The 18743-nt window shown below is 71.4% G+C and carries 18 protein-coding genes; 4 read left to right on the top strand and 14 right to left on the bottom strand.

Annotation, left to right across the window (positions count from 1 at the left end):
• The first annotated feature begins 158 nt into the window (after positions 1–158).
• On the top strand, positions 159–728 hold the full coding sequence (locus ACFYW3_RS28880) for a hypothetical protein (RefSeq protein WP_351750054.1): 570 nt from the start codon (positions 159–161) through the stop codon (positions 726–728).
• Positions 729–818: 90 nt separating this feature from the next.
• On the opposite strand, the gene hemB is transcribed toward ACFYW3_RS28880, so the two are convergent.
• From hemB to ACFYW3_RS28850, 6 genes are all read right to left on the bottom strand, one after another.
• Positions 819–1820 carry a porphobilinogen synthase gene (gene hemB / locus ACFYW3_RS28875; protein WP_389387821.1) on the bottom strand — a complete coding sequence of 334 codons (1002 nt, stop codon included), beginning with the start codon at positions 1818–1820 and terminating at the stop codon, positions 819–821.
• 313 nt (positions 1821–2133) lie between these two features.
• Positions 2134–3810 (bottom strand): bifunctional uroporphyrinogen-III C-methyltransferase/uroporphyrinogen-III synthase, encoded by a 1677-nt coding sequence (locus ACFYW3_RS28870; RefSeq protein WP_351750056.1) that lies wholly within the window; start codon positions 3808–3810, stop codon positions 2134–2136.
• Positions 3807–4775, bottom strand: coding sequence for a hydroxymethylbilane synthase (gene hemC, locus ACFYW3_RS28865; RefSeq protein ID WP_389387820.1), 969 nt, complete (start codon positions 4773–4775; stop codon positions 3807–3809). Before hemC ends, ACFYW3_RS28870 begins: the two co-directional genes overlap by 4 nt.
• Positions 4772–6544 (bottom strand): glutamyl-tRNA reductase, encoded by a 1773-nt coding sequence (locus tag ACFYW3_RS28860; protein ID WP_389387819.1) that lies wholly within the window; start codon positions 6542–6544, stop codon positions 4772–4774. Before ACFYW3_RS28860 ends, hemC begins: the two co-directional genes overlap by 4 nt.
• On the bottom strand, positions 6541–7365 hold the full coding sequence (locus ACFYW3_RS28855) for a redox-sensing transcriptional repressor Rex (RefSeq protein ID WP_351377094.1): 825 nt from the start codon (positions 7363–7365) through the stop codon (positions 6541–6543). Before ACFYW3_RS28855 ends, ACFYW3_RS28860 begins: the two co-directional genes overlap by 4 nt.
• Before the next feature lie 273 nt (positions 7366–7638).
• Positions 7639–7917 carry a glutaredoxin family protein gene (locus tag ACFYW3_RS28850; protein ID WP_351750059.1) on the bottom strand — a complete coding sequence of 93 codons (279 nt, stop codon included), beginning with the start codon at positions 7915–7917 and terminating at the stop codon, positions 7639–7641.
• Positions 7918–8098: 181 nt separating this feature from the next.
• Here ACFYW3_RS28850 and ACFYW3_RS28845 point away from each other — a divergent pair, with 181 nt between their 5' ends.
• The 3 genes from ACFYW3_RS28845 (at position 8099) to ACFYW3_RS28835 (ending at position 11738) form a co-directional block, all read left to right on the top strand.
• A complete protein-coding gene (locus tag ACFYW3_RS28845; RefSeq protein ID WP_389387818.1) occupies positions 8099–9103 on the top strand; it encodes an HAD family hydrolase in 1005 nt (334 codons plus the stop codon).
• 394 nt (positions 9104–9497) lie between these two features.
• Positions 9498–10304 (top strand): ECF subfamily RNA polymerase sigma factor, BldN family, encoded by an 807-nt coding sequence (locus tag ACFYW3_RS28840; protein WP_389387817.1) that lies wholly within the window; start codon positions 9498–9500, stop codon positions 10302–10304.
• A gap of 231 nt (positions 10305–10535) precedes the next feature.
• Positions 10536–11738 (top strand): DUF5667 domain-containing protein, encoded by a 1203-nt coding sequence (locus ACFYW3_RS28835; RefSeq protein WP_389387816.1) that lies wholly within the window; start codon positions 10536–10538, stop codon positions 11736–11738.
• A gap of 66 nt (positions 11739–11804) precedes the next feature.
• Here the strand turns inward: ACFYW3_RS28835 and ACFYW3_RS28830 are convergent, their stop codons facing one another.
• The 8 genes from ACFYW3_RS28830 to ACFYW3_RS28795 all read right to left on the bottom strand — a co-directional run bounded on the left by ACFYW3_RS28830 (position 11805) and on the right by ACFYW3_RS28795 (position 18553).
• Complete coding sequence (locus tag ACFYW3_RS28830) at positions 11805–12779, bottom strand: lysophospholipid acyltransferase family protein (protein ID WP_351763500.1); 975 nt, start codon at positions 12777–12779, stop codon at positions 11805–11807.
• Positions 12779–13852, bottom strand: coding sequence for an NAD-dependent epimerase/dehydratase family protein (locus tag ACFYW3_RS28825; protein ID WP_351763502.1), 1074 nt, complete (start codon positions 13850–13852; stop codon positions 12779–12781). The genes ACFYW3_RS28830 and ACFYW3_RS28825 overlap by 1 nt, the downstream gene beginning before the upstream one ends.
• A 95-nt stretch (positions 13853–13947) precedes the next feature.
• A complete protein-coding gene (locus ACFYW3_RS28820) occupies positions 13948–14046 on the bottom strand; it encodes a 30S ribosomal protein bS22 (protein ID WP_003948845.1) in 99 nt (32 codons plus the stop codon).
• Positions 14047–14186: 140 nt separating this feature from the next.
• The gene (locus tag ACFYW3_RS28815) at positions 14187–14396 is read right to left on the bottom strand and encodes a helix-turn-helix domain-containing protein (protein WP_008738568.1); all 210 of its coding nucleotides are present in this window, start codon (positions 14394–14396) and stop codon (positions 14187–14189) included.
• Positions 14397–14510: 114 nt separating this feature from the next.
• A complete protein-coding gene (locus ACFYW3_RS28810) occupies positions 14511–15341 on the bottom strand; it encodes a phosphatase (RefSeq protein WP_389387815.1) in 831 nt (276 codons plus the stop codon).
• Positions 15342–15442: 101 nt separating this feature from the next.
• A complete protein-coding gene (locus tag ACFYW3_RS28805) occupies positions 15443–16612 on the bottom strand; it encodes an acetoin utilization protein AcuC (RefSeq protein ID WP_389387814.1) in 1170 nt (389 codons plus the stop codon).
• A complete protein-coding gene (locus ACFYW3_RS28800) occupies positions 16563–17789 on the bottom strand; it encodes an MFS transporter (RefSeq protein WP_351763508.1) in 1227 nt (408 codons plus the stop codon). Before ACFYW3_RS28800 ends, ACFYW3_RS28805 begins: the two co-directional genes overlap by 50 nt.
• Before the next feature lie 107 nt (positions 17790–17896).
• Entirely contained in the window at positions 17897–18553 is a 657-nt protein-coding gene (locus ACFYW3_RS28795; RefSeq protein WP_389387813.1) for an HAD family hydrolase, read from the bottom strand.
• Positions 18554–18743 lie beyond the last annotated feature (190 nt).

Below are 18743 nucleotides of genomic sequence, written 5' to 3'. Positions count from 1 at the left end.
GGGGGGGCGCCCGCCGGGGGGGGGCCCCCGCCGGCGGGGGGCCGGGGGCGGGGGGGGGGGGCGGCGGGGGGGGGGGGGGGGCGGGGGGGGGGGGCCCCCCCCCCCCCCCCGCCACTCCCCCACCCGATCTCCTCGACTCTCCTCGACAGGAGCAGCTCATGTCACGCACCACTCGACGCGTCCGACGCGTCGCCGTCACATCGCTCGTCGCGTCCTCGTTCGCCCTCGGCGGCGCCGCGTTCCTCGCGCCCGCCGCCGGCGCGGCGGTCCCCGCCGCGAGCTGCACCGTGACGCCCGGGCCGACCGGTTCCGTCGTCATCACCGGCGAGGGCTTCACGGCCCCCCGCAAGCTCAACGACGGCGAGAGCACGCAGCCGCTGAACGTCGACGCGAGCGGCAACTTCCGGGAGACCCGCTTCCAGAAGAACGTCAACTACACGGTCCTCGCGGTCAACGAGGACCAGAACTTCATCTTCGTCAACTGCAAGGTCCTCGCGAAGCCCAGCCCCGACTCGCCCACGTCCAAGCCGAACAAGCCCCCGCAGCAGAACGCCCAGGCGGACTTCCGGCAGGGCTTCAAGGAAGGCTTCGGCGTCGGCAAGACGGCAGCCGCCAAGAGCTGCGACAGCCGTCCGCAGGCGAACAAGTCCCAGCAGCACAGCGACTCGTACTGGAAGGGCTGGGGCCAGGGAGTCGGCGCCGCCTACCGCCAGGCCTGCAAGGGCTGACGCCGAGCCGCTCAGCCCGCCGGGCCGCTCACCCCACCGGGCCCCGCGGGCTCTCGGCCGGCGCCCGGCCCCCGGTCACCGCGCGCCGGCTCAACGCGCCTCGCGCAGCCACCCCGCGACCTCGGTCGCCCAGTAGGTCAGGATCATGTCCGCGCCCGCCCGCCTGATGCCGAGCAGCGCCTCCAGGATCGCCCGGTCGCGCTCGATCCAGCCCTTCTCCGCGGCGGCCTCGATCATCGCGTACTCGCCGCTGATCTGGTACGCGGCGACCGGGACGTCCACGGCCTGAGCGACCCGGTACAGGATGTCCAGGTAGGGGCCCGCCGGCTTGACCATGACCATGTCGGCGCCCTCCTCCAGGTCCAGCGCCAGCTCCCGCAGCGACTCGCGGGCGTTCGCCGGATCCTGCTGGTAGGTCTTGCGGTCGCCCTGGAGCGAGGACCCGACGGCCTCCCGGAAGGGACCGTAGAACGCCGACGAGTACTTCGCCGTGTACGCCAGGATCGAGACGTCCTCGTGGCCCGTCTCGTCCAGCGCGTCACGGATCACACCGACCTGACCGTCCATCATCCCGCTGGGCCCCACCACGTGGACGCCCGCGTCCGCCTGGACCTGCGCCATCTCCGCGTACCGCTCCAGCGTCGCGTCGTTGTCCACGCGCCCGTGCTCGTCCAGGACACCGCAGTGCCCGTGGTCGGTGTACTCGTCCAGACACAGATCCGACATGATCACCAGGTCGTCGCCGACCTCGGCCTTCACGTCGCGGATCGCGAGCTGGAGGATCCCGTCCGGCTCGGTGCCCGCCGTGCCCCGCGCGTCCTTGTTCTCGTCCGCCGGCACCCCGAAGAGCATGATCCCCGCGACCCCCGCCGAGACCGCCTCGACGGCCGCCTTCCGCAGCGTGTCCCGGGTGTGCTGGACGACGCCCGGCATCGCCGCGATGGCGACCGGCTCGCTGATGCCCTCGCGCACGAACGCCGGGAGGATCAGGTCCGAGGGGTGCAGCCGCGTCTCCGCGACCATCCGCCGCATCGCCGGAGTCGTGCGCAGCCGGCGGGGCCGCGAACCGGGGAAGGATCCGTACGCGCTCATCTTCAGTCGCCTCTTCGAACTTCGACAGCAGTCGCCCCCAGCCTAGGGCCTGTCGTCACAGTGCCGTCTGCCTCGCGACGCCTGGCACGCACTCTCGCCGCACCGGGCGAAAGCCCCAGTACGTCCAGTACGCGGGCTTCCGCCCGGCACGCCGCCACTGTGACGACAGACCCTAGGGCCGCACGCCGCAGGAACGGTGCGCGGCCCGGCTCTGCGCTCGACCGCCGCAAACGAACGCGGCCCGGGCGCACACGCACCCGGGCCGCGCCCGTCACTCCTCGCCCCGCCCGGTCGGCGGGCCGGCCTCACCGACTCACGTCGTGCGTCGGCGCCGTGCTCCCGGCCGTCGCTCGCTCGGCCGCGCCACCGACTCGCCGGCCTCCTTGGCCGCGTCGCGGCGCGCCGCGCCGTACTCGGCCAGCGCCTCCGCCAGCTTCGACACCGACGGCTCCGGCGACAGGACGTCCACGCGCAGCCCGTGCTCCTCCGCGGTCTTGGCCGTCGCCGGCCCGATACACGCGATGACGGTCACGTTGTGCGGCTTGCCCGCGATCCCGACCAGGTTGCGGACGGTGCTCGACGACGTGAACATCACGGCGTCGAAACCGCCGCCCTTGATCGCCTCGCGCGTGTCCGCCGGCGGCGGCGACGCGCGCACGGTCCGGTAGGCCGTCACGTCGTCGACCTCCCAGCCCAGCTCTATCAGGCCCGCGACCAGCGTCTCCGTCGCGATGTCGGCCCGCGGCAGGAAGACCCGGTCGATCGGGTCGAAGACCGGGTCGTAGGGCGGCCAGTCCTCCAGCAGCCCGGCGGCCGACTGCTCGCCGCTCGGCACCAGGTCCGGCTTCACGCCGAACTCCACCAGCGCGGCCGCGGTCTGCTCGCCCACCGCGGCGACCTTGATGCCCGCGAAGGCCCGCGCGTCCAGCCCGTACTCCTCGAACTTCTCGCGCACCGCCTTCACGGCGTTCACCGAGGTGAAGGCGATCCACTCGTAGCGGCCCGTGACCAGGCCCTTGACCGCCCGCTCCATCTGCTGGGGGGTGCGCGGCGGCTCCACGGCGATGGTCGGCACCTCGTGCGGCACCGCGCCGTAGGAACGCAGTTGGTCGGAGAGCGAGACGGCCTGCTCCTTGGTGCGCGGCACGAGCACCCGCCAACCGAACAGCGGCTTCGACTCGAACCAGGCCAGGTCCTCGTGACGCGCGGCCGCGCCGTGCTCACCGACCACGGCTATGACGGGGCGCGCTCCCTCGGGCGAGGGCAGCACCTTCCCCTGCTTGAACACCTGGGCGATGGTCCCCAGGGTGGCGTTCCAGGTCCGCTGCCGCGTCGTGGTGCCCGCCACCGTCACGGTGAGCGGGGTGTCGGGCTTGCGCCCGGCCGACACCAGCTCGGCGGCGGCCGCGGACACGGTCTCCAGGGTCGCCGAGACCACGAGGATCCCGTCGCTCGCGCCGACCTCGCTCCAGCAGCGCGCCGAGGCGTTGCGGGCGTCGACGAAGCGCACGTCCGTGCCCTTGGCGTCCCGGCCGCCGCTCAGCGGCACACCCGCGTACGCGGGCACGCCCACGGCGGTCGCGACACCGGGCACCACCTCGAAGGGGATGCCCTCGGTCGCGCAGGCCAGCATCTCCTCGGCGGCGTTGCCGTCGAGCCCGGGGTCGCCCGTGACGGCACGGACCACCCGCCTGCCGGACCGCGCGGCCTCCATGACAAGATTGGCGGCATCTCGGATCACCGGGACACCGGCGGCTGCTGACATTTCGTCAGCCACCGTCAGCTGCGGCGTGTCGACGCCCGCGCGAGCATGGGTGCGTACGACTTCGAGCACCTCGGGCTCCGCGATCAGCACGTCCGCGGCGCCGAGCGCCTCGACGGCGCGCAGTGTCAGCAGGCCCGGGTCGCCGGGGCCGGCACCGAGGAAGGTGACGCGCCCGTGGGCGGCGACCGCCGGAAGAGCGGAGTGGGTGGGGATTGAGGGGTTCAAAGGGATCGCTCCCCCATCAGACCGGCCGCGCCCTTGGCCAGCATCTCGTCCGCGAGTTCGCGTCCGAGCGCCATGGCCTCGTCGTGAGACTGGGGCACGGGACCGGTGGTGGACAACTGCACGAGCGTCGAGCCGTCGAGCGTTCCGACGACACCGCGCAGGCGCATTTCATTGACAACCTGCCCGTCGGCCAACAGGTCGGCGAGCGCGCCCACGGGCGCGCTGCAGCCGGCCTCCAGGGCGGCGAGCAGAGACCTTTCGGCGGTCACGGCGGCCCGGGTGTACGAGTCGTCGAGTTCACCGAGGGCGGCGATGAGGTCCGTGGCGGACGCGAGGCACTCCACGGCCAGGGCTCCCTGGCCGGGTGCGGGCAGCACGTTGTCCACGGACAGCAGGTCGGTCGCCTCGTCGGCGCGGCCGATCCGGTTCAGCCCGGCGGCGGCGAGGACGACGGCGTCCAGTTCCCCGTCGCGCACGAAGCCGATCCGGGTGTCGACGTTCCCGCGGATCGGGACCGTCTCGATGACCTTGCCCAGGCTCCTGGCGTACGCGTTGAGCAGGGCCGTGCGCCGCGGCGAACCGGTACCGATCCGCGCGCCGTCGGGCAGTCGCTCGAAGGTCAGGCCGTCACGGGCGACGAGCGCGTCGCGCACGTCCTCCCGTCGCGGCATCGCCGCGATGACCAGCTCGTCGGGCTGCGCGGTCGGCAGGTCCTTCAGCGAGTGCACCGCGAAGTCGACCTCGCCCCGTACGAGGGCGTCGCGCAGCGCCGTGACGAACACGCCGGTGCCGCCGATCTGCGCGAGGTGCTCGCGGGACACGTCACCGTAGGTCGTGATCTCCACGAGCTCGACGGGACGGCCGGTGACCGCCCGCACCGCCTCGGCGACGTGCCCGGACTGGGACATGGCCAACTTGCTGCGTCGCGTGCCAAGCCGGAGGGGCTGGTCGGGACGTGTGTTCATGATGCCCGTCCTGGGTCGTCGTTCTTCGGATCGGCCGCGTCCGCCCGGCTGACGGAGGCCACCGTCTGAGGGTCGAGGTCGAAGAGTTCGCGCAGCGCCTCGGCGTACCCGGCGCCGCCGGGCTCACTGGCGAGCTGCTTGACGCGCACGGTCGGCGCGTGGAGGAGCTTGTCGACGACGCGGCGCACGGTCTGGGTGACCTCGGCCCGCTGCCGTTCGTCGAGGTCGGGGACCCGGCCGTCGAGCCGGGCCACTTCCATCGCCACCACCTCGGCGGCCATGGCGCGCAGCGCGACGACGGTGGGCGTGATGTGCGCGGCCCGTTGGGCGGCCCCGAACGCGGCCACCTCTTCCGCGACGATGGCGCGTACGGCGTCCACGTCGGCGGCCATCGGCGCGTCGGCGGAGGCCTCGGCGAGCGATTCGATGTCCACGAGGCGCACCCCGGGGACACGGTGGACGGCGGCGTCGATGTCGCGCGGCATGGCCAGGTCGAGGAGCGCGAGCCGTACGGTCGCGCCGTTCACGACGGCAGGCCGGCTCCGGCGGGGCTGCCGCTGGGCGGCCGCCTCGCCCTGGTCGGCCCAGGTGCCGTGCAGTTCGAGGGCATTGGCGTCGACCCCGGTGAGCGCGGAACGCCCGTCGGACGTCGGCGCGTCCAGGCCCAGCGGGCAGTCGTCGCGCTCGGCGACCGCCGTCAGGGTCCGCGCGGCCCCGGCGTCCGCCAGCCGCCGCCCGCCCTCGGCGGCGGCCACCAGCCGCGCCAGGACCTCGGCATGGGCGAACCCGTCCCGCGCGGGAACCGGAATACCGCCCGAACGCGTCCCCACAGGGGGAGCGGAGACCGGCGCCGGTGCGGAACCCCGCCCATCGGGCCCCGCCGGGGAGCCACCCGGGTCCGCCGGCGCCTGCGGCGCGGGGATCGGGGCGGAGCCCTTGGACAGCGCGTCCGCGACGTCGTCGCCGGTCAGTACGAGTCCGGTGGCCCCGGTGCAGGACACGACCACGTCAACACGTGTCAGCTCATCCGCCACACGCGTCATCGGCACCGCCCGGGCCGCCACCCCGGTGCCCGAGGCAACCAGAATCTCGGCCAAACGCTCGGCACGCTCGATGGTCCGGTTCGCCACCATGATCTCGGCGATCCCGACCCGTGCCAGCGTCGCGGCGGCCAACGAGGACATCGAGCCGGCGCCGATCACCAGCGCCCGCTTGCCCGCGGCCCAACGGTCCACCGGCTCGTGGACGGCCAACTGCTCCAGTCCGAAGGTCACCAGCGACTGCCCGGCCCGGTCGATGCCGGTCTCCGAGTGCGCCCGCTTGCCGACCCGCAGCGCCTGCTGGAACAGGTCGTTGATCAGCCGCCCGGCGGTGTGGAGCTCCTGCCCCAGCGCCAGCGCGTCCTTGATCTGGCCGAGGATCTGCCCCTCGCCGACGACCATCGAGTCCAGGCCGCACGCCACCGAGAACAGGTGGTGCACCGCCCGGTCCTCGTAGTGCACGTAGAGATAGGGGGTGAGCTCTTCCAGGGCCACCCCGCTGTGCTGCGCGAGCAGCGTCGACAGCTCGGCGACACCGGCGTGGAACTTGTCCACGTCCGCGTACAACTCGATCCGGTTGCAGGTGGCCAGCACGGTCGCCTCGGTCGCCGGTTCGGCGGCGAGGGTGTCGTGCAGCAGCTTCACCTTGGCATCGGCGGACAGGGAGGCCCGCTCCAGCACGCTGACCGGCGCGCTGCGGTGGCTCAGCCCTACGACGAGCAGACTCATGCCGGCATCACCGCCGGCACGTCACCCTCGGGGTTGCCCTTGCGCGAGGTGGCGGCGGCGCGTCCCGCGGGCGGGACCACGGCGGCCGCCGGAGCGGCTCCCGTACCGGTGTCCTCGTCGTCCGCCAGGGAGCCGGCGGCAGCGGCGGCCGCGGCCCCCTCGCCGGCCTTGCGCTGCTCGTGGAAGGCGAGGATCTGCAGCTCGATCGACAGGTCGACCTTGCGCACGTCCACGCCCTCGGGCACCGACAGCACGGTCGGCGCGAAGTTCAGGATGGAGGTGACCCCGGCGGCGATGAGCCGCTCGCTCACCTGCTGCGCGGCGCCGGCCGGGGTCGCGATGACCCCGATCGAGACGCCGTTGTCCTCGATGATCTTCTCCAGCTCGTCGGTGTGCTGCACGGCCATGCCGGCGACCGGCTTGCCGGCCATGGCCGGATCGGCGTCGATGAGGGCCGCGACGCGGAACCCGCGCGCGGAGAATCCGCCGTAGTTGGCGAGGGCGGCGCCCAGGTTGCCGATGCCGACGATGACGACCGGCCAGTCCTGCGTCAGACCGAGCTCGCGGGAGATCTGGTAGACGAGGTACTCGACGTCGTACCCGACACCGCGGGTGCCGTACGAGCCGAGGTAGGAGAAGTCCTTGCGCAGCTTCGCGGAGTTGACTCCGGCGGCGGCCGCGAGCTCCTCGGAGGACACCGTGGGCACCGATCGCTCGGAGAGCGCGGTGAGTGCGCGCAGGTACAGCGGAAGCCGGGCGACAGTGGCCTCGGGAATACCTCGGCTGCGGGTCGCCGGTCGGTGAGTTCGGCCAGTTGCCACGATGCTCCTGCGGGATGAGCGGGGCTGCAGGCGGCCACTTGTCCCAGGACCGCCCCGTCGAGTGCAGGCTATGCCTTTGTGAACGCGTGCACAAAGATTGTGTCCGGTTTGTCCGAGCAAAGTGACCGGGGTCACGCGGGTCGACCCTGCGGCACGGGAACCCGGAACGGGCCGAACCCGTTCAAATCCCGAGGGGGGCAAAACGGTACACACTCCTCATCGATACGCCCCCGAGTCCCCACAAATCGCCCATGATGGTAACCGCCCGGACGGTCAGCCCTCCAATGCCCGGCGGAGCCGCTCGGGGTTCACCCTCCAGAAGGTGTGCTGTTCACCATCCACCAGCACCACCGGAATCTGCTCCCAATGACGGCGGTAGAGCTCCTCGTCCTGCGAGATGTCCTTCTTCTCCCACCGCGCCCCCGTCTGCGCGCAGACCTCCTCGATCACCGACTGGGCGTCGTCGCACAGATGACACCCCGGCTTCCCGACGAGCGTGACCAGTCGCTCCTCGGGACGCTTCTTTTCCTTACGACGCAGCAGAGGACTCATGTCCTCATTCTCCCGCGCCCCCACACCCCCCGGGACCCCTCGGCAGCGCCCTGCCGGCAGCCGGTACGGAACGACCCGAGCCGCCCGCCGCCCCCGCGAGCGGACCGCGCGCCTCACAGAGTTCACGCCTCCGTTTCCCATCGGTTCGGGAACTCCCGAACACAATGGCTATGCTCGCGTCATGGCCGCTCTGGGATGGCTCACCCCCCGTAGGCGCTCCGCAACCGCGCGGAGCGTGCTGGCAGGCGAGGCCTCTGCCGAGGCAGCGCGCAAGACCGCTCAGGCCGAGGCGCCACCTTTCGACGAGACTCCGGATCCGATGCCGGACGGGCCGCACGCCGCCGTCTCGATCGCGGAAGCGGAAGCCGCCGAAGCACCGCGGGCACCCGCCGAGCCCGAGTTCCCGGTCCCCGGCGACGACCTCGCCGCCGCCTTCTTCGACCTCGACAACACCGTCATGCAGGGCGCCGCGATCTTCCACTTCGGCCGCGGCCTCTACAAGCGCGAGTTCTTCCAGCGCCGCGAACTCGCCCGCTTCGCCTGGCAGCAGGCCTGGTTCCGGCTCGCGGGCGTCGAGGACCCCGAGCACATGCAGGACGCCCGCGACAGCGCCCTGTCCATCGTCAAGGGCCACCGGGTCTCCGAGCTGATGTCCATCGGCGAGGAGATCTACGACGAGTACATGGCCGAGCGGATCTGGCCGGGCACCCGCGCCCTGGCCCAGGCCCACCTCGACGCCGGACAGAAGGTCTGGCTCGTCACCGCCGCCCCCGTCGAGACCGCCACGATCATCGCCCGCCGCCTCGGCCTGACCGGAGCCCTGGGCACCGTCGCCGAGTCCGTGGACGGCGTCTACACCGGCCGACTGGTCGGCGAACCGCTGCACGGCCCCGCCAAGGCCGAGGCCGTACGCGCCCTGGCCGGCGCCGAGGGCCTGGACCTCGACCGCTGCGCCGCGTACAGCGATTCGCACAACGACATCCCGATGCTGTCACTCGTCGGACATCCGTACGCGATCAATCCCGACACAAAACTGCGCAAGCATGCCCGCGCCCACGACTGGCGACTGCGCGACTATCGGACCGGCCGCAAGGCCGTGAAGGTCGGCGTCCCGGCGGCCGCCGGCGTCGGCGCGATCGCGGGCGGCACCGCCGCCGCCATCGCCCTGCACCGCCGCCGCAGGTAGCCGCTCCGACCCGGCTCCCTCATCCCGCCTGCGAAAAGCCGCCCGGCCCGCGCCCGGCGGCTTCTCGCGACCCCCGGGCGAACCGCCCGGCGGTCATTCCCCCAGCCTTACCCCCGCACCCGGCGAGGCACTCCCGCAGGCCCGACTCGGTCGCGAGCCACTATGGAAGCTTCCATTCCGTGCACCCAACCGATCAAGAATCGATCACCATCCGCGACCGAATATGCCCTCGACACGCAACAGAAGTGTCGTAACCGGTGATTTGAGCAACTGGGTGTAGCGCTGCCTGTACGAAGCGTTATTCTCCTCAAACGCATGCCACCGCCCATCTGTCGCCACGACGGGTGAACGGTCCCGCACTGCACGTGATGGAAGCTCTGCCTCTGGGAGTCCCGTGTACCCACCTGTCGGGGTTGACGCCTCGGGCCTGGCTACGCTGCGCGCAACGGTCCTCGACCACCTGCGTGGCTTCGTCCCCACCGCGTACGCCGTCCCCGCCTTCGCCGCCATCCCTGCCGGCCTCGGCCCGGCCGGTCCCTGCTATGCCCTGACCGACGGCGGAGCGACGGTGGGCAGACGCGGCCGTTCCGGCGGAAGCGCCGGCGGCACCGCCGCCGGCGCGCCCGCCGCCCGCCGCCCCACGGCGGACAGCGACCAGGCCCGCATGATGGACCTGGTCGAACGCGCCCAGGCCGGCGAGGCCGAGGCCTTCGGTCGGCTCTACGACCAGTACAGCGACACGGTGTACCGCTACATCTACTACCGCGTCGGCGGCAAGGCGACCGCGGAGGATCTCACCAGCGAGACCTTCCTGCGCGCGCTGCGCCGCATCTCCACCTTCACCTGGCAGGGCCGCGACTTCGGGGCCTGGCTCGTGACGATCGCGCGCAACCTGGTGGCCGACCACTTCAAGTCCAGCCGCTTCCGGCTGGAGGTCACCACCGGCGAGATGCTCGACGCCAACGAGGTGGAACGCAGCCCCGAGGACTCCGTCCTCGAATCCCTCTCCAACGCGGCCCTCCTGGAGGCCGTACGGAAACTCAACCCGCAGCAGCAGGAATGCGTGACCCTGCGCTTCCTTCAAGGCCTGTCCGTCGCCGAGACGGCCAGAGTCATGGGGAAGAACGAGGGCGCCATCAAGACGCTCCAGTACCGGGCGGTCCGCACGCTGGCCCGCCTGCTCCCGGACGACGCCCGCTGACCGCGGCCCTACTCACACCCTGTAACCCCTGCCGATGACTCTGATGACGCTGTGGTCCGATCATCCTTCGTCCGTAACCCAAGTGCCGCGCCGCTCGTTGTGCGGAATGCAGGCTCCCTGTGGACACGCCCTGCCCGAAGCCGCTCACTCGAAAGTGTGGATGTGCTCAAGGAAGGCAACCTTCCGGACACCTTGGGGAGTCGATCGTCATGACGAGAGGAGGTGCCGCCAGTGATCGCGAACGTGACTCCGCACCGGCGGGCGAACGCCTTCGCCCAGGCCCTGGAGGATCGGACCCCATCCGACCTTTCGGAACCGGACCCGGCGGCCGAGCAGTCCGAGGCACCTGCCGAACCTGCCGACCACGACCGGTTGTTGGCCCTGGCGAGCGTGCTCGGCGAAATGCCGCGCCCAGCGCTGGACCCCGAGGTCAAAGTGGTGCAACGAGCCCAGCTCGTCGCAGCCATGGAGGCCATGGTGATGGAGGAGAGGGCCGGAGGCGCCGCCGCCGACCCTCTGGTGCCCGAACAGCGGACCGGCCGCGGCGCCCACCGGGCGACCTCGCTCCGGAAATTGCGGCCCCGCTCCCGCTGGTCCAAGGGCATCGCAGCAGGTGGCCTCACCGTGGGTGTGGCCGCAGGGGCCTTCAGCGGCGTGGCCGCTGCCAGCACGGACGCCCTACCGGGTGACTCCCTCTACCCCGTCAAACGGGGCATGGAGGATCTGAAGCTGGGGATGGCCGACGAGGATTCGGACCGGGGCGAGCTGTACCTGGACCAGGCCTCGAACCGGCTGTCGGAGGCCCGCAGGCTGATGGAGCGGGGCCGGACGGGCGTACTGGACCACGAGTCCCTGGGCGAGATCCGCCGAGCGCTGGCGGGAATGAAACACGATGCGGCGGAGGGCCACCGGCTCCTCCAGGCGGCGTACGAACGGGACGGTTCCCTCGGACCGATCCAGACGCTCTCGTCGTTCTCCCGCTCCCACCGCGACGCGTGGGGCCGGCTCCGGGAGAAACTCCCGGCGCAGCTCACCGACGTGGGCGGAGAAGTGGAGTCGGTCTTCCAGGCCATAGACGAGGACGTGGCGCCGCTCCAGGGACTGCTGCCGAAGCCACCGGCGCAGACCCGCGGCTCCACCCCGGGCACCTCGGCCAAGCCGAGCACGCCCGCGGGCAAACAGAAGTCCGCACCCCCGTCGGGTGCCCCGGCGGCGTCTCCCCCGAGCACGCCGGCACCGGGTACGAGCAAGCCCCCGTCCCCCGGCGGCGGACTCCTCGGCGGTACGGGCGACCTGCTCCACCCGCCGTCGCAGGACCAGTCCACCCCGCCCCCGTCCACCACTCCGGAGCTCCCGCAACCGGACATCACCCTCCCGCCGCTCCTCCCCGGCCTGCTGCCGGGGCTGGGCATCCAGGCGGAGGACACCGAGTGAAAAGCCGGAGGGGACTGCTCGGCAGTCCCCTCCGGCTCTCACCCGGACCCACTCGGAAGAAGCGGCTCAGAAGAACACCGACCTCCGCTGCACCAGCAGCCGGTACAGCGTGTGCTGGATCTGCTCCCGCACCTGGTCCGTGAGGTTGAACATCAACATGGGATCCTCGGCGGCCTCCGCCGAGTACCCGTCCGTCTGAATCGGCTCCCCGAACTGGATCGTCCACTTCGTCGGCAACGGCACCGCGCCGAGCGGCCCCAGCAACGGGAACGTCGGCGTGATCGGGAAGTAGGGGACCCCCAACAGCCGCGCCAACGTCTTCGCGTTGCCGACCATCGGATAGATCTCCTCCGCCCCCACGATCGAGCAGGGCACGATCGGCGTTCCCGCGCGCAGCGCCGTCGACACGAACCCGCCCCGACCGAACCGCTGGAGCTTGTACCGGTCCCCGAAGGGCTTGCCCAGCCCCTTGAAGCCCTCCGGCATCACCCCGACCAGCTCCCCGGCCTCCAAAAGCCGTTGCGCGTCCTCCGCGCAGGCCAGCGTGTGACCGGCCTTCCGGGCCAGCTCGTTCACCACCGGCAGCATGAACACCAGATCCGCCGCCAGCAGGCGCAGGTGCCGCTCCGCCGGGTGATGGTCGTGCACCGCGACCTGGAGCATCAGACCGTCCAGCGGCAACGTCCCGGAGTGGTTCGCGACGATCAGCGCACCACCCTCCTTCGGGATGTTCTCGACGCCCTTGACCTCGACCCTGAAGTACTTGTCGAAGAGCGGCCGCATCAAGGACATCAGGACCTGGTCCGTCAGCTCCTTGTCGTAGCCGAGGTCGTCGACCTCGTACTCCCCGGTGATCCGCCGCCGCAGGAACGCCAGCCCGCCGGCGATCCTCCGGTCCCACCCCGCCCCGCCCGTCGCGGGCTCGGCCGGGACCGGCTCCACCACGGGATCGGGCTCGACCGGTGGCGCGACCCGCACCCGCCGCGGCGGCCGCCGACGCGGCCGGTCCTCGTCGAACGGGATGACTTTCGCGTCCGCCACTATTTCTTCGCTCCCTCGGCCACCGGCTCCACACTCGACAGGTCCGCCTTCAGCATGCCCGCCACCCGGTCGACCGTGCGAGCGACCCGCTCCGGCGGCAGCAGCCCGCTCCCCCGGCTCCGGGCGAAGTCCGCGAACGTCTCCGCCGTCGTGTACAGGGGCGCGAACCCGAGGGTGTCCCGCATCTGAGTGGTCTCCACGACCCGCCCGTGCGTCAGCAGCCTTATCTGTTCGGGCGAGAAGTCCGTCACCCCGACCGCCCGCAGCGCCGACCCCACCCACGTCACCGCGGGCAGCAACAACGGCACCGTCGGGCGCCCCAGCCGGCGCGCGCACTGCGACAGCAGCAACACCCCGTCGCCCGCGATGTTGAAGGTCCCGCTGTTGAGCGTCCCGCGCCGGGGCTCCCCGGCCGCCAACCGCAACACGTCCACCACGTCGTCCTCGTGGACGAACTGCAACCTCGGGTCGTAACCCAACACGGTCGGCATCACCGGGATCGAGAAGTACTCGGCGAGCGCGGAATCCGCGTACGGACCCAGGATGTTCGCGAACCGCAGCACGCACACGGCCACGTCCGGTCGCCTTCGCGCGAAGCCCCGCACGTACCCCTCGACCTCGGCGGCGTCCTTCGCGAAGCCGGCCGCAGGCAGCGACTTCGGCTGCGTGGTCTCGGTGAAGACCGCCGGATCCCGCGAGGTGCCCCCGTACACGCTGGTACTGGACTTCACCACGACCCGCCGGACCGTCGGCGACTTCTGGCAGGCCCCGAGGAGCTGCATCGTGCCGATGACGTTCGTTTCCTTCACGGCGCTGCGCGCACCGCCCGATCCCGCACCGCCCCCGGTGACGGCCAGGTGGACCACCGTGTCGACGGAATGCTCCGCGAGCACCCGGACGATGGCGGACTGTCTGATGTCCATCCGCACGAACTCGGCCGAACCGAGCCGGTGCGGCGGGCTCACGGCATCCACCGCGATCACCCGCTCGACGTCCGGTTCGTGCTGGACGCGCCGCACGAAGCGGCCTCCCAGCTGCCGGGCAGCCCCGGTGACGAGCACGACCTTCCCCACGAGCTCAGCGCCTCCCTCGAAGAAGTACCCCGGCTGCACCGCAGCCCCTCCACCAGAATGGTGGAGGGGCTGCGGAGAACACGTACAGCTGCCGTTTACTTCTTGTTACGGCGCTGGACGCGGGTGCGCTTGAGCAGCTTGCGGTGCTTCTTCTTAGCCATCCGCTTGCGCCGCTTCTTGATAACAGAGCCCACGACTACCCTCGCTCACTTCTCGGAACATCCCCGCGTTGACGGAGAACGGTGCGGGGCGTCTGGGCCCACACGACCTACGTCGGCCTAGCCTACCCGCCTAAACTCTGAGCTTGTAATCCGAGGGCGATCGCCGGTCATTCTCAGGCCGACTCCACCCCCACATAGGACTCTCGGAGGTACTCGTGAACCGCGTTCTCGGGGACCCGGAAGGACCGGCCCACCCGGATAGCGGGCAGATGACCGTTGTGCACCAGGCGGTACACGGTCATCTTCGACACTCGCATCACCGAGGCGACCTCCGCCACGGTCAGGAACTGAACCTCACTGAGAGGCCTCTCGCCAGCAGCCATGACACACCTTGACCTTCCGCGCATGACGGGCACCGGCTTCCCCTCCGGTTACGCCCCGTCGTCGCACGCTCACTCCCCAGAGTAGGGGCGTGTGATACGAGTGGGGAAGAGGAGCTACGGCCACTCCTGGCGCATAGGCAGCCCCGCGCGCCCGAGCACGTAGCGCGTGAGCGGTCGGTAGTAGTCCGAGCGCACGCCGTCATCAAGTGGAACGGCCACCGAGACCCGCCCCTCGGCCTCGCCGACGAACAGCGCGGGATCATCAGTATCGGCCAGCCCGATCGCGTCCACACCGAGCTGACCTGCACCGCAGACCCAGCCATGGTCCCCGACCACCAACTCCGGCAGTGGCTCGCCGGCCTCCGCGAGCGCCCCCAACGCGACCCGAACCGGCAGCGGAGAATGGGTGTGCGCGCCGGTCGCACTCCCCGCCGGCCGCGCGCCGGGGTCCCGCACCAATGCGACTCCCCGTACGTAATCGATGCTGTGCGGGCGTACGCCGAACCGGGTCGCCATGTCGATGCGCACCCCCCGCGCCGGAGTGAGGACAACACATCCCACCGCCGACAGGGCCTCGGCCAAACTGGCGTAGAACCCCAGGAGACGGTGGGGGTGCCCGGTCGCGAACAGCACGGGCGACCGCGCCCCGGCCGCCTCGCCCAGCCTCCCCGCGAAGGCCTCCAGCGCGGCCACCGTCCGCTCCGGGTCGATCACGTCCGGTCCGCTGACGTGCGCGGGATCCCCCGAGACGCCGCACTTGTCCGCCATCAGCCTCAGCAGATCACTCTCGCCCCAACCCCGTTCCGGGTCCAGCCCCAGCAGCAGCCGCGGATCCCTCGCCGCGAACAGCCGGTAACTGCGCAGGCTTTCCTCCCGCGACGTGGCGACGGGCCCGGCCAACCGGGCGGCCAGCAGATGCGCGCGCAACGCTCCGGTGCTCAACACCCTGCCGATGCTGCCGCACCGAACCGGGCGAAGACCCAATTCCTGCGAACAGCCCCACAGTTGGCGTAACGATGCATCTCGTGTCCCGCTCGCCTGCCCCGCTACGTCAGCATCCCGCGCAGCGGGAAGACCGCCTTGCGCATCGCCAGCACGGCCTGATCGATCCGGTCGGCCGGATCGTAGCCCTCTTCCCAGTCGCGCCAGGAGACCGTCCGCCCGTCCGTCATCCGACGCGGCGCGGGCTGCCGGGTCCGCGCGTACACCTCGTCGCGCCACGCGTCCGGAACCGCCGCCGAGGGATCCACCGGCCGGTGGGCCGCGATCCCCACCAGGTGCGTCCAGGACCTCGGCACGACGTCCACCACCGCGTACCCGCCGCCGCCCAACGCCAGCCACCGGCCGTCCGCGTGCTCGTGCGCCAACGCGTGGCAGGCCTCCTGAACCGCGCGCTGCGCGTCCAACGACACCGCGAGGTGGGCCAACGGGTCCTCGAAGTGCGTGTCCGCCCCGTGCTGGCTCACCAGCACCTGCGGCCGGAAGTCCGCCAGCAGCTCCGGCACGCTCGCGTGGAAGGCCCGCAACCAGCCCTCGTCCCCGGTCCCGGCCGGCAGCGCCACGTTGACCGCCGACCCCTCGGCGTCCGGCCCACCCGTCTCCTCCGGCCATCCGGTCTGGGGGAACAGGGTCCGCGGATGCTCATGGAGCGAGATCGTCAACACGCGCGGGTCGTCCCAGAACGCCGTCTGCACCCCGTCACCGTGGTGCACGTCCACATCCACGTACGCGACCCGCTCGGCCCCGAGCTCCAACAACCGCGCGACCGCGAGCGCCGCGTCGTTGTACACGCAGAAACCGGCCGCCCCGCCGGGCATGGCGTGGTGCAGCCCGCCCGCGAAGTTCACCGCGTGCCCGACCTCGCCGCGCCAGATCGCCTCCGCCGCCGCCACCGACTGCCCGGCGATCAACGCGGACGCCTCGTGCATCCCGTGGAACGCCGGGTCGTCGACGGTCCCGAGCCCGTACGAGCCGTCGGCCACCCCCGGGTCCGCCGACACCTCGCGCACCGCCGCGACGTAGTCCTCGCGGTGCACGAGCCTCAACGTCGAGTCACCGGCCGCGCGCGCCGCCCGTACCTCCACCTCCCGGTCCAGCCCGAAAGCTCGCACCAGACCCATGGTCAGCGCCAGACGCACCGGGTCCATCGGATGGCTCGGTCCGAAGTCATACCTCGTTACCGCCTCGTCCCACATCAACAACCCGCGGCCGCTCATGCCCGACACCGTATCGGGCACCGTCCGAGCCGAACGAGCGGGCATGGAACAACGTCACCAACACCAACACCATCGGCACCAGCATCGCGCCCCGATAGCTCCAGGCGTCCCCGAGGCCGCCCACGAGCGGCGCCCCGACGAGGAACCCCACGTAGTTGAAGATGTTCAGCCGTGCGATGGCCGTGTCCGCCGACGCCCCGGGGAACAGTCGGCCCGCCGCCGCGAAGGTCTGCGGGACGATCACGCACAGCCCGATGCCCAACAGCGTGAACCCGAGCATCCCCGTCCACGCCCCCGGCGCGACCGCCACCACCCCGAACCCGAGCGCGGCGACCAGCGTCCCGCCCCGGACGACGGCCACGGCCCCGAAGCGTCGTACGCCCAGGTCACCGACGGACCGACCGATCAGGGTGGTCACCATGTACACGTTGTAGGGGACGGTGGCGAGCTGCTCCGAGCTGCCCAGCACGTCCTGGAGGTACTTGGCGCTCCAGTTCGACACCGTCGAGTCCCCGATGTAGGCGCACGCCATCACCAGGCACAGCGGCAGCAGCAGTCTGAACCCGCCGACGCCCAGCCCCTTCTCCGCCCCCGTCTGGGTTCCGGCGGTCTCCGGCCGGTCCACGTAGTACCGGCTCCCGAGCACCGCGAGCGGCAACAGCACCACCACGGCCGGCAGGTAGCTGCTGAACAGCCCCAGGTGCCAGTGCGCCCCCGCCCAGGCGGCCGAGGCGCCCACGATCCCGCCGAGGCTGTACGAGGCGTGGAAGCCCAACATGATGCTGCGCCCGTACGCCCGCTGCAGGCTGACTCCGAGCATGTTCATGGAGGCGTCGAGCGCCCCGACGGAGAACCCGAACGCCCCCAGGGCCACGGCCACGTGCCACATCTGGTCGCCGGCCCCGACGCCGAGCAGCGCCAACAGCACCAGTGGCTGGGCCCATCGCAGCACCACGCTCGGCGCGACGCGCTTCACGAGGTGCTCGGTGGCGACGCTGGCGACCCCCGCGAGGATCGGCACGGCGGCGAGGAACGCGGGCAACAGCCCGTCGGATATGCCGTACTGGTCCTGGATCGCGGGGATGCGCGTCACGAGGAGGGCGAAGGTCACGCCCTGCACGAAGAAGCTGAACCCCAGGGACCCGCGCCCACGGCGCAGCCGCACGTCTTCTGTCATGGCGGCACAGCGTAGGGGCGCGGACTACCCGTGGGTAGAGAGATCACGTACCGATTCGGAACAGTGATCGAACGAGGAGCCGGCGGGTCGCTCCACCGCCCGGACGATCAGTAGGCGTCCAGTCCGAGGAGCCGGGTCAGCTCCTTCATGTCACCGAAGCAGCTGGTGGCACCGGTGAGCCGGTCGGCCGGCATCATCCCGGTGAATGCGAACACGTCCATGCCTGCGGCCACCGCGGCCCGCACCCCGAGCGGACTGTCCTCGACGACCACGCACCGCGCGGGTGCGAAGCCCATCCGGTCGGCCGCGTGCAGGAAGAGATCGGGGTCGGGCTTTCCCCGGCCCACGTCCTGCGAGCTGAAGAGCCACTCTTCCTCGAACCATCCGTCGATCCCGGCCGCCTGGTGGCCGGCCCGGATCTTCTCGTGACTCCCGGAGGAGGCCAGGCAGTACGCGACTCCTTGCGCGGTCAGCGCGCCGAGCACGTCCTCGATTCCCTCGACGGGGCGCAGCTCGCGTTCGAACGCGGCGGCGGTCCGCGCGTGGAGCGTGTCGTCGAAGTCCGCGGGCAGCGGCTGCCCGGTCCGCTCCTGCACGAGATCGTGCACCCGGTGCACCGCGGCCCCCATGTAGTCGCGCAGCGACTCGTCATAGGTGGTGGGGTGCCCCAGTTCCGTCAGGTACCCGGCGAGGATGCGGTTGGAGATCGGCTCACTGTCCACCAGCACGCCGTCGTTGTCGAAGATCACGAGGTCATAGCCCATACGTTCACACTACGAGCCGCAGGCACGGTTCTCTTCCCAGCCCATGCCGGGCATCCGGGTGTCGACTGCGGCCGCCGGCCCGGCCCACGGGAACCGAAAAGGGTCTGGAACGCAGAAAAGCCCCGCACCCAGAGGGTGCGGGGCTTTCCCACAATGATTGTTCGGCGGCGTCCTACTCTCCCACAGGGTC

This window comes from Streptomyces sp. NPDC002602, from assembly GCF_042889445.1.
Lineage (GTDB): Bacteria > Actinomycetota > Actinomycetes > Streptomycetales > Streptomycetaceae > Streptomyces.
This window is presented reverse-complemented; position numbering and strand designations above follow the sequence as displayed.

Excerpts from the sequence above, each read along its gene's own strand:
- ACFYW3_RS28795 (WP_389387813.1), bottom strand. The coding sequence starts at position 18,553 with ATGGGCTATGACCTCGTGATCTTCGACAACGACGGCGTGCTGGTGGAC.
- ACFYW3_RS28850 (WP_351750059.1), bottom strand. The coding sequence starts at position 7,917 with ATGAGTCCTCTGCTGCGTCGTAAGGAAAAGAAGCGTCCCGAGGAGCGA.
- ACFYW3_RS28805 (WP_389387814.1), bottom strand. The coding sequence starts at position 16,612 with ATGAGCGGCCGCGGGTTGTTGATGTGGGACGAGGCGGTAACGAGGTAT.
- ACFYW3_RS28845 (WP_389387818.1), top strand. The coding sequence starts at position 8,099 with ATGGCCGCTCTGGGATGGCTCACCCCCCGTAGGCGCTCCGCAACCGCG.
- ACFYW3_RS28800 (WP_351763508.1), bottom strand. The coding sequence starts at position 17,789 with ATGACAGAAGACGTGCGGCTGCGCCGTGGGCGCGGGTCCCTGGGGTTC.
- ACFYW3_RS28815 (WP_008738568.1), bottom strand. The coding sequence starts at position 14,396 with ATGGCTGCTGGCGAGAGGCCTCTCAGTGAGGTTCAGTTCCTGACCGTG.
- ACFYW3_RS28860 (WP_389387819.1), bottom strand. The coding sequence starts at position 6,544 with ATGAGTCTGCTCGTCGTAGGGCTGAGCCACCGCAGCGCGCCGGTCAGC.
- hemB (WP_389387821.1), bottom strand. The coding sequence starts at position 1,820 with ATGAGCGCGTACGGATCCTTCCCCGGTTCGCGGCCCCGCCGGCTGCGC.
- hemC (WP_389387820.1), bottom strand. The coding sequence starts at position 4,775 with ATGAACACACGTCCCGACCAGCCCCTCCGGCTTGGCACGCGACGCAGC.
- ACFYW3_RS28880 (WP_351750054.1), top strand. The coding sequence starts at position 159 with ATGTCACGCACCACTCGACGCGTCCGACGCGTCGCCGTCACATCGCTC.